The sequence below is a fragment of the Halostella sp. PRR32 genome, assembly GCF_034808085.1.
GTDB classification, from domain to species: Archaea; Halobacteriota; Halobacteria; order Halobacteriales; family Natronoarchaeaceae; genus Halostella; species Halostella pelagica.
Genome location: NZ_JAXHGL010000002.1, coordinates 169,287 through 181,268, shown reverse-complemented (window position 1 = coordinate 181,268; position 11,982 = coordinate 169,287). Strand labels below are relative to the sequence as shown.

13 protein-coding genes are annotated in these 11,982 nt (G+C 65.0%); 5 read left to right on the top strand and 8 right to left on the bottom strand.

The annotated features are described in order from the left end of the window. The first annotated feature begins 56 nt into the window (after positions 1-56). Entirely contained in the window at positions 57-944 is an 888-nt protein-coding gene (locus SM753_RS06135) for an SDR family NAD(P)-dependent oxidoreductase (protein WP_323190937.1), read from the top strand. Between the two features lie 132 nt (positions 945-1,076). Here the strand turns inward: SM753_RS06135 and SM753_RS06130 are convergent, their stop codons facing one another. Beyond that, positions 1,077-1,835 carry a class I SAM-dependent methyltransferase gene (locus SM753_RS06130; RefSeq protein ID WP_323190936.1) on the bottom strand — a complete coding sequence of 253 codons (759 nt, stop codon included), beginning with the start codon at positions 1,833-1,835 and terminating at the stop codon, positions 1,077-1,079. 243 nt (positions 1,836-2,078) lie between these two features. Between SM753_RS06130 and SM753_RS06125 the strand changes: the two genes are divergently transcribed. After that, the gene (locus SM753_RS06125; protein ID WP_135536208.1) at positions 2,079-3,143 is read left to right on the top strand and encodes an anthranilate phosphoribosyltransferase; all 1,065 of its coding nucleotides are present in this window, start codon (positions 2,079-2,081) and stop codon (positions 3,141-3,143) included. A gap of 30 nt (positions 3,144-3,173) precedes the next feature. Here the strand turns inward: SM753_RS06125 and SM753_RS06120 are convergent, their stop codons facing one another. Further along, on the bottom strand, positions 3,174-4,292 hold the full coding sequence (locus SM753_RS06120; RefSeq protein ID WP_323190935.1) for an ATP-binding protein: 1,119 nt from the start codon (positions 4,290-4,292) through the stop codon (positions 3,174-3,176). Between the two features lie 81 nt (positions 4,293-4,373). Continuing rightward, positions 4,374-5,333 (bottom strand): succinylglutamate desuccinylase/aspartoacylase family protein, encoded by a 960-nt coding sequence (locus SM753_RS06115; RefSeq protein ID WP_323190934.1) that lies wholly within the window; start codon positions 5,331-5,333, stop codon positions 4,374-4,376. A 147-nt stretch (positions 5,334-5,480) separates the two neighbouring features. Between SM753_RS06115 and SM753_RS06110 the strand changes: the two genes are divergently transcribed. After that, a complete protein-coding gene (locus tag SM753_RS06110; protein ID WP_135536211.1) occupies positions 5,481-6,029 on the top strand; it encodes a peptidylprolyl isomerase in 549 nt (182 codons plus the stop codon). 80 nt (positions 6,030-6,109) lie between these two features. On the opposite strand, the gene SM753_RS06105 is transcribed toward SM753_RS06110, so the two are convergent. Beyond that, positions 6,110-6,898: a formate/nitrite transporter family protein gene (locus SM753_RS06105; RefSeq protein WP_323190933.1), complete on the bottom strand. Its 789-nt coding sequence runs from the start codon at positions 6,896-6,898 to the stop codon at positions 6,110-6,112. A 133-nt stretch (positions 6,899-7,031) separates the two neighbouring features. Beyond that, on the bottom strand, positions 7,032-7,460 hold the full coding sequence (locus SM753_RS06100) for a CopG family ribbon-helix-helix protein (protein WP_135536213.1): 429 nt from the start codon (positions 7,458-7,460) through the stop codon (positions 7,032-7,034). A gap of 168 nt (positions 7,461-7,628) precedes the next feature. Between SM753_RS06100 and SM753_RS06095 the strand changes: the two genes are divergently transcribed. After that, a complete protein-coding gene (locus SM753_RS06095) occupies positions 7,629-7,970 on the top strand; it encodes a ferredoxin (protein WP_138798175.1) in 342 nt (113 codons plus the stop codon). A 2-nt stretch (positions 7,971-7,972) separates the two neighbouring features. Then, positions 7,973-8,449 (top strand): hypothetical protein, encoded by a 477-nt coding sequence (locus tag SM753_RS06090; protein ID WP_323190932.1) that lies wholly within the window; start codon positions 7,973-7,975, stop codon positions 8,447-8,449. A gap of 73 nt (positions 8,450-8,522) precedes the next feature. On the opposite strand, the gene SM753_RS06085 is transcribed toward SM753_RS06090, so the two are convergent. From SM753_RS06085 to SM753_RS06075, 3 genes are read right to left on the bottom strand one after another with little or no spacing between them, the layout of a single operon-like run. Next, positions 8,523-9,827 (bottom strand): ABC transporter ATP-binding protein, encoded by a 1,305-nt coding sequence (locus tag SM753_RS06085; RefSeq protein ID WP_323190931.1) that lies wholly within the window; start codon positions 9,825-9,827, stop codon positions 8,523-8,525. After that, positions 9,820-10,950, bottom strand: coding sequence for an ABC transporter ATP-binding protein (locus SM753_RS06080; RefSeq protein WP_323190930.1), 1,131 nt, complete (start codon positions 10,948-10,950; stop codon positions 9,820-9,822). Before SM753_RS06080 ends, SM753_RS06085 begins: the two co-directional genes overlap by 8 nt. After that, the gene (locus tag SM753_RS06075; RefSeq protein ID WP_369335342.1) at positions 10,950-11,954 is read right to left on the bottom strand and encodes an ABC transporter permease; all 1,005 of its coding nucleotides are present in this window, start codon (positions 11,952-11,954) and stop codon (positions 10,950-10,952) included. The genes SM753_RS06080 and SM753_RS06075 overlap by 1 nt, the downstream gene beginning before the upstream one ends. Between the last annotated feature and the right edge of the window lie 28 nt (positions 11,955-11,982).

The window sequence follows — 11,982 nt, the reverse complement described above, 5'->3', positions numbered from 1 at the left end:
CCGGCCCTCTCCGTTCACGCCCCGATTTCTTTGTTTCGTGAGCCCGTGGATCGGACATGGACATCCCCGATTGCTCCGAACGAACGGTGCTTTTGACCGGCGGGACTCGCGGCATCGGGCGCTTCGCGGCGCGGAAACTCTGTGCGGCCGGGGCGACGCTGCTGCTGGTCGGCCGGAACGCCGAACGCGGCGAGGCGACGGTCGAGCGGATACGGCGGGCGGGTGCCGACGCTGTGTTTCTCAGGTACGACCTGGCGACCCAGTCGGCGGTTCGGGACCTCGCGGCCGACGTTCGCGACCGCGTCGACCGCCTCGACGCGCTGGTGAACAACGCGGGGATAGCGCGGGGGAACAGGACCAGGACGCAGGAGAACGTCCCCACGACGGTCGCCGTCAACCACCTCGCGCCGTACCTATTGACTCACGAACTGATGCCGCTGCTCGCCGACAGCGCGCCCTCCCGAGTCGTCGTCACCGCGTCCGGCGTCCACGAACGGGCCTCCCTCGACAGGACTGACCTCGACCTCACGGGACCGTACGAGGGGTTCGACGCCTACGCCCGGACGAAACTGATGAACGTGCTGTTCGTCTACGAACTCGCCGACCGCCTACGCGGGACGGATATCACCGCCGCTGCGGTCCATCCCGGGTTCATCCCGTCGAGCGGCCTCTACCGCGACAGTTCGGTGTGGGTCCGTGCAGTCATGCGCTTTCTCTCTATCCTCCCGATCGGGCAAAGCGTCGAAGACGGCGGTCTGGCGCTCGCTCACGTCGCCTGTTCGGACGAGGTCGCGAACGCATCCGGACACTACTTCGACGGCACCGACCCCGCCGACCCGGCACCCGCCGCGGAGGACGCCGACCTCCGTCGGGCGCTGTGGGACCGGAGCGCTGAACTGGTCGGCGTCGACCCGGCGTGGCCGACGGTGCAACGCAAGGTCTGAGGCGGATCGTTGGCCTCGTTGAGATCCTTAGAGACGGTAGGTTCGAACGGGCTGTGGTCAATGCAGTGGGAAAACGAACCGGTACGTTCGGAGAGTAGGGCTCGTAGTCCGGTACCAACTCCGTTCTCGACCCTATGCGTCGACAATCCATACCATCTCCTGCTCTGCAGAGTCCAGCGGGGCTCCCTCGAAATCTCCTGTGACTGTCCAGTCGCTGTAACCAGTGACTTCGAACAAGAGTTCGAATTGCCGCTTCGGAATCAACGCGAATGGCGTCTCCCGCTTCGCTACGAGTTCTCCATCGTGGTATAGCTCTCGCTGATATCTGGTTACCTGTTCCACTTCGTCGTCCAAGTACGTAGTCTGGACGACCCGATACTGTTCGCCGTCGATGGTTACCTCGTCGGTTTGAGGCTCACCGTACTCCTCGACGGCGTCGAACCGAGGGACAAACGTGTTTAACGCAAAGCGGCCCTCGGGAGCGAGCGCATCTCGGATGCTTCGTAGTGCCTGTTTTTGCTTCTCAAGCGTATGTGTGAAATTGAATGCTCGGGCCGGCGCATAGATGAATCCGTACTCACGGTCGACATCGAAGTCGGTTGCGTCGTCGACCCATACAGTCGGTGAGAGGCCGCGGTCGGTAGCTTTCGACCGGAGACGGTTCAAACTCCCTTCCGAGAGGTCAAACCCATCAACATCGAGGCCAGCGTCAAGCAACTCGAGGTATACACGACCTGTTCCCACGCCAACTCCGAGTGCGGGACCGTCGGCCTCGGTTGCGAGATCTCGATAGAAGCCGACGTCTTCCGGTGGAGAATTCCCGTTTTGCTGATCAAACCTGGCGTCCTGCACCGCCGCAAAGGTGTCGAAGAACGAACCGGTGTCGTCCATACGAGGTCAGATCGTCACGGGAGAACTTAACATATCGTCTCCGCTCCATCTGTCAAGTCCGCAGCCCTACCTATCACACTACGTCCGATGAACTGTCGGGGGTTTCAACAGAGCCAGACTGGTGGCACTGTGTGCCGGTGTTCGGCCATCCCACGTCGGCGAAACACCGACACGAATCACAACAGCCTCTGAACGGTTCCGAGAAACGGGACGCTTTTGCGGGGCGCGACCCAACCCGGGCGTATGGCCGAGGCAACCGAGACGTACGGCGAGTGGCCCCTGAAGCGTCTGATGACTGAGGTCGTCGGCTCCGGGCCGAAATCCGCTGCGGACATGTCTCGCGACCAGGCCCGCGAGGCGTTCCAGCGGATCCTGGGTGACGAACCGGACCCGACGACGCTCGGGGCGTTCTGGCTGGCGAACCGCTGGAAGCGGAACAACCCCGAGGAACTGGCGGCCTACACCGACGTGATGGTCGAGGAGTCCGTCGAGCGGGCCGAACCCGACGCCGACCCCGTCGACTGCGGCGCGAACTACGACGGGAAAAACGACAGCGCGCTGCTCGGCGTCGCCGCCGGCGTCGTCGCCGCCGGCGCGGGCACCCCCGTTGTCGCCCACAGCGGCGACCGAGTGCCGACGCACAAGGCCTGCGCGTACAAGCACGTCCTCGACGAACTCGGCGTCCGAACGGAACTCGACCGCGCCGAGAGCGCGGACATGGTCGACGCGACCGGGTTCGGGTTCTACTACCAGCCCGAGTTCAACGCCGGCATTCAGGACCTGTACGAGCGCCGCGACCAGATGGGCGTACGCACGTTCGTCAACACCGTCGAGACGCTTGCGAACCCGGCGAACGCGAACGTCCACCTCGGCAGTTTCTACCACCTCGCGTTCGCCAAGAAGGTGACTGACACGTTCGCCGAGATGGAGACGGAGAGCCCCGACCGCGTCATCATGTTCCAGGGGATGGAAGGGTACGACGACATCCGGCCGGGGTACACGAAAGTTGCCGAATGGCGCGACGGCGACTTCGAAGACTACGAGATAGAAACTCCCGAGTACGGCATGGAGTTCGAGGAGGAGGACCTCGAAGTCGACGACGTGCCTGCCGACTCCGCACGCATCACCGAGGCGGTCGTCGCCGGCGACCGTGAGGACCACTTCGCCGACGCCATCGCCGTCAACGCCGCATTCCGGATCTACGCCCGCGGCGACGCGGAGACGCTGGAGGACGGTCTCGACCTGGCTCGCGAGGCCATCGACGACGGGAGCGCCGCGGCGGTCCTCGACGACCTCCGCGCGTTCTGACACTGTCGAACGGTCCCACCGGATTCCGGCTCATTCGATCATCTCTACGTCCGTCACCTCGAACCGCGCGCCGCCGGACCTGTCGTCCCGGCGAGACTCGGACCCTCCGCTCTCTCCCGTCTCGCCGTCATTCCTACCCTTCGCTGAGTCACCGGCTCTCTCCTCTACCGCCGAGTTGCCGTCGCTTTCGCTCTCCGTCACGCTGACCGACCAGTCGTGCATCTTGGCCGTCCGGTCGACGATAGCGAGACCGAGACCCGAGCCGGCGGTGGTGTAGCCGTAGTCGAACACCTTGTCTCGCTCGCTCTCGGGGATCCCGGGGCCGTCGTCGGCAACGAAGAACCCGTTCGTCCCGTCGGCTTCGTCTATCCGTCCGACGCGAACAGTGACGTCGTCGCCGCCGTGTTGGACCGCGTTGCTGATGAGGTTTTCCAGTAGATGAGAAACCACTGCGGAGTCCGCCCGAACGGTCGGCGCGTCGTCGATGGCGAGGGTCGCATCCTCGGTGTCGACGGCGGCCCACGCTGTTCGTACCGCCGCACCCAGGTCGACCGGTCCCAGGTCGATCTCGTTGCGGCGGAGGAACACGAGCGAGTCCTCGACGATGGATCCGATCCGATCGAGAGCGTGTCGGAGTGATGACACGTGTGTGGAGTCGTTCTCCGTCGCCAGCAGGTCCAACTCTCCCATCGCCACGGTTAGCGGGTTTCTGATGTCGTGCGAGAGGACGCTAGCGACCGTCTTCAGGCGCTCGTTGCGGTCGGCAACGGCTTCTTCGGCCAATTTTCTCTCGGTGATGTTCATATGCATCACGAGAACATATGCGGTGTCACCGCGGTCGAACGGGACCGCACGCATCATGAACCAGCGGCGCTCGTTCGGAGAGTGACAGGGGTACTCGTGTTCGAACGACTCGCGCTCGCCCGAGATAACGGCCCGTATCCCGTCGCCTGCTTCGCGGATCTCCTCGTCGCTGTCGCAGACGTTCAGGTAGTTCATCCCGAGGGAATCCGTCTGCATACCGTTCTCCGCGCCGAACTCCTCCCAGGCCTGATTCGTGTAGACGATGGTGCCGTCCGCGTCCAGGATCGCTACCTGAGAGGGGAAAGCGTCGAGGGCGGCTCCTTCGAGCGAAACGGATCGGTTCATACACCGTACTAGCGCTTCAGGTTTATGATACGTTCGGCCAGTTCTGGTCGTTGCGAGAGCGGTTCGATACCGACGCCCGTCTCAGTCCCGCGGGATAGCCACGTTCGCCAGTTTGTCCCCGCCGACGACGGTCGCTTCGCGGGTGAGCGAATAGAGGATCCCGCTCCGGTCGACGGTCGGTTCCTGCAGGACTTCGTACGTCGTCGGGTCGTACACCGTTCCGAGGGGCGTCCCCGCCGCGACCCGCTCCCCGAGGGCGCGGTCCGGGTTCGGCCTGAAGAGCCCGGATTCCGCCGCGTTGACCCGGCCGAGGTGGTTCCGGGCCACCGTCGGTTCGCCGTCGCGGTCCGGCGTTCCGCCCAGTGCGCCGAGATACCGGAGGACGTTCAGCACGCCCGAAACGCCGGTCTCGACCGCTTCCTCGACTATCTGCTTGCTGTGGGCGAGTTCCGGCGTGATCGACGGGATTCCCTCTTCGGCGGCGGCGACGCGGAACTTCCCGGAGAAGTTCCGCCGTTTCCACTCCTCGCTCGCGTCGTCGCCTGCGGGCTCCGCCAGCAGCAGATCGGTTCCGAACGCCGCCGCCAGTTCGCGGCACTGCGCGTCCCCGTCTTTGAAAACGACGTGCGTGTGCATGTCGGGGCTCCCCGTGTGCAGGTCGACGACGGCGTCGGCGTCGCTCGCGAACTCCCACAGGCCGGCCGCTAGCCGTTCGTGAAGCGTGCCCGTCGGGTTGCCCGGCCACACGCGGTTCATGTTCGAGTGGACGCTGTCGAGTTGCTCCGGCGTGGTGTAGGAGACGCGGTCGAACGTGAGCGGGTTCGCAACCGGGACGGCGACGACGCGGCCGGCGAGGTCGGCGTCGGCGAGCGTGTCGTGAACGCGGCGGAGTACCTCCGTCCCGTTTACCTCGCGGCCGTGCTGTGCCGCCTGCAGGTAGACCGTCGGACCGTCCGCCGATCCCTCGTAGGTGTGTACCGTCGTCGTCACCGCGACGCCGGACGGGAGACGAGCGAGCGTGACGCGCTCGGCAGTGTGCATATACTCAGTGGTGGGTGCGCGGTCCCTTGTACGTGCGGTGTGTACGGTCTCGTGTCCGTTCGGTGTCGGGGTCGTGCGTCGGCGGTCTCCTCTTTCCGACCCGAGGAATGTCAGCAGGGTTTTCACCCGGGCGCTCCCAGTAGGCGTATGAGTAATCTGACTGCGACGCTGCACACGAGCGAAGGCGATATCGACGTAGAACTGTTCGACGACCGCGCCCCCCGAACGGTCGAGAACTTCGTCAACCTGGCCGAACACGACCCCGCCGCGGACGCCGACCCCGCGCCCGACACCGTCACCTGGTCGGACCCCGAGAGCGGCGAAACGCGCGGCGACGCGCTGTACGACGACGTCGCGTTCCACCGCGTCATCGAGGACTTCATGATCCAGGGCGGCGACCCGACGGAGTCGGGGCGGGGCGGTCCCGGCTACGAGTTCGAGGACGAATTCCACGACGAACTCCGCCACGACGACGCCGGAATCCTCTCGATGGCCAACTCCGGCCCCGACACGAACGGTTCGCAGTTCTTCATCACGCTGGACGCTCAGCCCCACCTCGACGACCGCCACGCCGTCTTCGGGAAGGTGACCGAAGGAATGGACGTGGTCGAGGAGATCGGCTCCGTCGAAACCGGTCCGAACGACCAGCCGAAAGAGGAGGTCGTGCTGGAGTCGGTGACCGTCCACCGCGACTGAGGCGGTGAGCGTCCTCTCGCCGCAAACGAGGCGGTGAGCCTCGCCGTCGCAACGGCCACGAACTACCGAGTTCGTGGCGGTTACCCGTTCGTCTCACTCGCTCCTTTCCACTGCGCGACGTGGGTGAGCGTGACCAGACCGAGTCCGCCGACGAGGTTACCGGCCGTAGTCACGGCCGTCGTCTCGGCTAACGCCGCGAGGCCGACCTCCGCCCCGAGGAAGAGGCCAAACACGACGTGCAACACGGTGACGATGACGTGGTCGAACGGCCCGAGCGCCAGCAGTACGCCGACGATGTAGGCGAGGACGATCCGGCTTCCGACGCTGTCGACGCCCTGCAGGAGATACGACAAGAGGGCGACGAGCGCGCCGCCCGTGAACGCTTTCGCGAACTCGCCGACGGCCGTCCGGTGGACGAGTTCCACGGCCGTTTCGCTTAACACCGTCGCCGCGCTCGGCGGTAGCGCGCCCTCGACCGACAGGAGAAGCACGAAGGGGAGGCCCCCGACCAGGTTCAAGGCGAACGTCACGGCCCAGAGACGGAGGATCGGTGAGACCAGCCACGACCCCGACTGTTCGACCGCCGCTGCGACCGGGTCGAAGAAGTTCTCGTTGAACAGTTCCGCCCGGCCGACGACCAGAAACACCAGCCCGAACCCGAACGCCAGTGCGCCCGCGATTTTGCCGACCTCGCCGAACTCCGGTTCCACGAGTCCCTCCACGATCCCGAGAGCGATGTGGCCGAACACGATCGTGAACCCGGCGATGACACTGGTCGAGGCGAGTTCAAGCGTCGACTGGTCGAGTCGTCGTTGTCCCTCCGCTGCCGCGCGGTCGAAGATCTCGGACGGGGGCGGAGCTGCACCCATGCGTCGAGCGTCAACGGGGGCGGTGAAAAGCACGCTCATAAGCGACCTCACACGACCTAGGCGGCAGATCTGAGGTAAAGATCGGTCCCGAGTTCCGGGATCCAGACGTCCGGTACTCGACCGAACCCAGCCGTCACTCCGTGTCGGCGAGCGCGGTGAAGTCGTCGACAGGAATGACCGAGTAATCGATGTTCAGCGTGTCCTTCGTCGCGCGGATCTGGCCGACGAACGCGGATATCTCTTCGAGGGTGCCCTCCAGGACGAACAGCTCCATGCAGTGGCGGCCGCCGACGTGACTGTGGAAGTTCGACGCGACGACGTCTTCGTGTTCGTGCCGGAGGTGCATCATCTTCTCCTCGACGCTCGTCGTCTCGAAGTCGAACAGCACGGTGACGACGCCCATCAGTTCGCGGTCCTCCAGACGCTTGTCCTCGAACTCGCCGAGCAGGTTCCTGCTGGCCTCGCGGATGACTTCGCTTCGTCCGGTGTAGCCGTGTTCCTCGGAGAACCTGTCTATTCGTTCGAGCAGGGCTTCGGGCATCGAAACGCTGACGACTGTCATGTATTAACCGGCGGGGAGTTTCGTATTAAGAGTTATTATTCAAGCGCTCTGTGGCGGCGGGAGTTGCTATTCCGATCCCGAGAACCGTCGCTGATAACGGGCCGTCGGGTGAAACATCGGTGCCGGGAACCGTAAGCCGAAAGTCCGTCCGTACCGAGAGTTCAGGTAATGAGCGATTCGGACGAGGTCCTCGCGGCGAGCGACGTCGGCGAGAGCGACGCCCCGCCGGTGGCAGAGAAACCGTACAAGATCATCTTCGAGGCGAACAAGTGCTTCGGCGCGGGCAAGTGCGCCGAGGTGGCGACCAACTGGGAGATGGACCTGAAAAGCGGGATGGCGAAACCGCGGTCGTACTTCTTAGACGAGGACGAGGTCGACGAGAACGTCCGGGCTGCGGAGGTGTGCCCGGCGAAGAAGGGGGACGGCTGTATCCACGTCGTGGACCGGCGCACGGACGAGGAGATCGCGCCGGACCCGCAGGACGACGGGACGCTTTCTGTCGACTGGTGACGATGCCGCGGGACGAACGCGAGCACAGACACGGCCTCGACGACACCCGGGACCACCTGCGTCGACTTTTCGGGTCGTTCGTCCCACAACCGGTCGCGCGCCGCGCGGTCGCCGTCAGCGTGACCACCGATGCAGACCTGTACACCGTCGGTGACCGGATCCCGATCACGGTCGAGTTTCGGAACCGTCTCCCCGTCCCCCTCACGGTCCGGACGCCGGGGAAGCGCCTCTGGGGGTGGACCGTCGACGGTGAACTCGAAGCCAGCGACGAACCCCGGCGACGCAGTTCCGACGGGGGGAACCTCGCGTTTTCCCCCCGGGAGCGAAAGGAGATAACCCGGACGTGGGACGGTCGCTTCAAGCGAGTCGACGACCGGACCCGATGGGTTCCCGCGGATCCCGGAGAGTACGAGATAGGTGCGTTCCTCGCTATCGACGGCGACCGCCCGGCCGACTCCACGACCGTCCGAATCGAGTAGGAGCGCGGCGTTCGCGTGGGTGCGTGATGCACGAAGTGTCCGCTGTCCGCGACGGTTCGCTCGGTGACGCGGATCAGTGAACCTCGTCGAGGTCAGTCTTGTGGAGGTGACAGGCCGCGAAATGCCGACTGTCGCCGTGTTCCGTCGGCACTTCGTAGGCGGGTTCCTCCCGGGCGCAGATGCTCTGTTCGGCGAACCGTTCCCGAAGGAGCGTCGCCGCCGACTCCCAGTCGTCGGTACAGACCAGACCGATAGCTTCGTCGACGACGGTCCCCGCCTCGCCGTACGGGACGGCGTCGTCGAAAAACCGCTCGCGCACGGCGTCGACGCTCGCCGCCTCGAACGCCCGCCGGTCGACGGCGCGGGTGAACGTCCGAATATTCTCCCACTCGGCGGGCGTGAGGTCGTACTCCGGCGGCGCGATGAGTTCCGGGCATCGCGTCCGGAACCGGCAGCCGCTGGGCGGGTCGATGGGGCTCGGAACGTCACCTTCGAGGACGCCCCGCGTCCCCTTCGCCCGCGGGTCCGGAACCGGTATCGACGACAGCAGGGCGCGGGTGTAGGGATGTTGCGGGTTCTCGAACAGTTCCTCCTTGTCGGCCAGTTCGACGAGTTGGCCGAGATACATCACCGCGACGCGGTCGCTGATGTGGCGGATGACCGAGAGGTCGTGAGCGATAAAGAGGTAGGTCAGACCGAACTCCGCCTGCAGTTCGTTCATCGTATTGAGCACCTGCGCCTGGATGGAGACGTCGAGCGCCGAGACGGGTTCGTCACAGACGATGAAGTCGGGGTTGACAGACAGCGCCCGGGCCAGATTGACACGCTGACGCTGACCCCCGGAGAACGCGTGCGGATAGCGGTTGTAGTGTTGCGGGTCGAGTCCGACCTTCTCAAGCAGTTCCTTGGCCCGCTCCTCGCGGCCTTCGGCGTCGCCGTACAGCCCGTGGGCCTTCATGGGCTCCTCGACGATGCGCCCCACCTTCATGCGCGGATCCAGCGACGACTGCGGGTCCTGGAAGATCATCTGCATGTCCTTTCGCTGGCTGCGCAGTTCCTCGCCGCCGATCTCCGCGAGGTTTCGCCCCTTGAAGTAGACGTTTCCGTCGGTCGGTTCGAGGAGACGGAGGATGGTCCGGGCAAGCGTCGATTTGCCGCAGCCGGACTCCCCGACGAGCCCGAGCGTCTCGCCTTTCCGGATATCGAAACTCACCTCCTCGACGGCCCGCACGGAATCGCGGTCGTACGCGAGCGAGAACCCGTCGTCCATGTCGACCGTCAGCCCTCCGAGAAATCCGCCGTCGTCGGTGAAATGCTTCGTGAGGCCGTCGACAGACAGCAGCGTGTCACCGAACGCCACGTCGTCCGCGTCACTCATCCGCGCCACCTCCGTCGGCGGTCAGTTCCCGGTGTCTCTGTGCCCGTTCCGCGTCGTCGAGCGGTTGGCTCCCCCAGTAGCCGGCCCTGAACACCTCCTCGTGTTGCAGACAGGCCGCCCGGTGCGGGTGGCTCTCACCCTCCGCGACGGCGCGGTTCTCCGGGTGGACGTTGACACACACCTCCCGGGCGTCGGGACAGCGCGGATGGAACCGGCACCCGCTCGGCGGGTTGATCGCCTCGGGCATCACGCCTTCTATCGGGTTCAGTTCCTCGACGGTTTCGTCCGGGCGGGGCATCGAGTCGAGCAACGCCGCGGTGTAGGGGTGTTTCGTCTCGTGAAAGAGGTCGTCGACGGACGCCTGTTCGACTATCTCGCCGAGGTACATCACGTTGACGCGGTCGCAGATCTCTGCGACGACGCCCATGTCGTGTGTGACCCAGATAAAACTCGTCCCGTACTTCTGCTGTAAGTCCTCGACGAGGTCCAAGATCTGGCCCTCGACCGTCACGTCGAGCGCCGTCGTCGGCTCGTCCGCGATGATCAGACTCGGTTCGCACGCAAGCGCCATGGCGATGAGGACGCGCTGGCGCATCCCGCCGGAGAACTGGTGCGGGTAGTCGTCGAACCGTTTCACCGGCTCCGGGATGCCGACCTCGCGGAGCATGTCGACGGCCTCCTCGCGCGCCTCGGATTCGGGGAGGTCGCGGTTGATCTCGATGAACTCCCGAAGCTGTCCGCCGACGGTAAACACCGGGTTCAGACTCTCCATCGGGTCCTGGAAGATGATCGCTATCTCCCGTCCCCGGATCCGCTTTCGGACCGCCTCGTTCGAGAGCATGTCGTCGCGCTCACGGAGTTCGCCGTCGCGTTGCTCGAACCCGACGAGGGTCTCGCCTCTGTACCGGACTTCGCCGCCGACTATCTCTCCGGGGTTTTCGATGAGTCGCAGTATCGAACTCGCCGCGACGCTTTTCCCGGCTCCGGACTCGCCGACGATGCCGACTATCTCACCCTCCTCGACGGTGAAGGAGATGCCGTCGACCGCTCTGACGGTCCCCTCCGCCGTGAAAAACTGCGTCTTCAGATCGCGGACTTCGAGCAGCGGGTCGGTTCCGTTCATCAGTTGTTCACCCTCGGGTCGAGCGCGTCTCGGAGGCCGTCGCCGAGCAGGTTGAAGCCGACGACGGTGATCAGTATCGCCACTCCCGGCCAGACGCTGAACCAGGGGTTCGGCAACATGTACCCGCGTGACTGCGAGAGCATCTGCCCCCACGACGGTTTCGGCGGCTGGACGCCGAACCCGAGAAAGGAGAGACCGGCGACGATGAGGATGCTCACGCCGATCTGCAGGGTCGCCTGAACGAGAACGGGCGCGAAGCTGTTCGGGATGACGTGTCTGAGGATGATGTTCCGGTCGCGGACGCCGGCCGCGCGGGCAGCCTCGACGTAATCCTCCTCGCGGACGCTGACGACTCGCGAGCGGATGAGTCGGGCGAACACCGGGATCGTCGTGATCCCGACGCCGATCATCGCGTAGGTCAGGTCGCGGCCGAACGCGGTCATGAACGCGATGACGAGCACCAGAAACGGGATGGCATACAGCGTCTCGACGGCCCGCATCAGCGCGTCGTCGATCCACCCGCCGTAGTAGCCGGAAACGGCTCCGACCAGCGTCCCGCCGACCATCCCGATCGCAGTCGAGATGAACCCGACCTGGATGGCGATCCGGGTGCCGTAGAACAGGCGGACGAGGATGTCGCGGCCGCGGTGGTCGGTGCCGAGCGGGTGGTCCCAGGTCCCCTGGCCGAACGTGTTCTCCATCCACGCCGGCGGGAGGAGACTCCGGACGCTCGCCGGGTCGTTTTCGGGGTTTACCCAGTAGTTGTTCGCGAACCAGTACTGTTCGACGCCCATGTTGGCAAAGAAGGCGTAGTCCGAGAGGCGGTCGAAGATGACTGCGTCGATGTAGGCGAACACCGCGATAGCCGTCATCACGGAGATGATCGCCAGTCCGGCAAGCGCCGTCGGGTCGCGCCGGATCTGCCACAGCGTGTAGCTGATGCCGACTCGCGATTCGATCTCCTCTTCCTCGACGCCGCCCTCTTCGCGCCCCGACGAGAGCATCTCGTCTGATTGCGTGTCGCTCGTCGTT

Coding starts and splice junctions, on each gene's coding strand:
- SM753_RS06135 (WP_323190937.1), top strand. CDS start 57: ATGGACATCCCCGATTGCTCCGAACGAACGGTGCTTTTGACCGGCGGG.
- SM753_RS06130 (WP_323190936.1), bottom strand. CDS start 1,835: ATGGACGACACCGGTTCGTTCTTCGACACCTTTGCGGCGGTGCAGGAC.
- SM753_RS06125 (WP_135536208.1), top strand. CDS start 2,079: ATGGCCGAGGCAACCGAGACGTACGGCGAGTGGCCCCTGAAGCGTCTG.
- SM753_RS06120 (WP_323190935.1), bottom strand. CDS start 4,292: ATGAACCGATCCGTTTCGCTCGAAGGAGCCGCCCTCGACGCTTTCCCC.
- SM753_RS06115 (WP_323190934.1), bottom strand. CDS start 5,333: ATGCACACTGCCGAGCGCGTCACGCTCGCTCGTCTCCCGTCCGGCGTC.
- SM753_RS06110 (WP_135536211.1), top strand. CDS start 5,481: ATGAGTAATCTGACTGCGACGCTGCACACGAGCGAAGGCGATATCGAC.
- SM753_RS06105 (WP_323190933.1), bottom strand. CDS start 6,898: ATGGGTGCAGCTCCGCCCCCGTCCGAGATCTTCGACCGCGCGGCAGCG.
- SM753_RS06100 (WP_135536213.1), bottom strand. CDS start 7,460: ATGACAGTCGTCAGCGTTTCGATGCCCGAAGCCCTGCTCGAACGAATA.
- SM753_RS06095 (WP_138798175.1), top strand. CDS start 7,629: ATGAGCGATTCGGACGAGGTCCTCGCGGCGAGCGACGTCGGCGAGAGC.
- SM753_RS06090 (WP_323190932.1), top strand. CDS start 7,973: ATGCCGCGGGACGAACGCGAGCACAGACACGGCCTCGACGACACCCGG.
- SM753_RS06085 (WP_323190931.1), bottom strand. CDS start 9,827: ATGAGTGACGCGGACGACGTGGCGTTCGGTGACACGCTGCTGTCTGTC.
- SM753_RS06080 (WP_323190930.1), bottom strand. CDS start 10,950: ATGAACGGAACCGACCCGCTGCTCGAAGTCCGCGATCTGAAGACGCAG.
- SM753_RS06075 (WP_369335342.1), bottom strand. CDS start 11,954: ATGCTCTCGTCGGGGCGCGAAGAGGGCGGCGTCGAGGAAGAGGAGATC.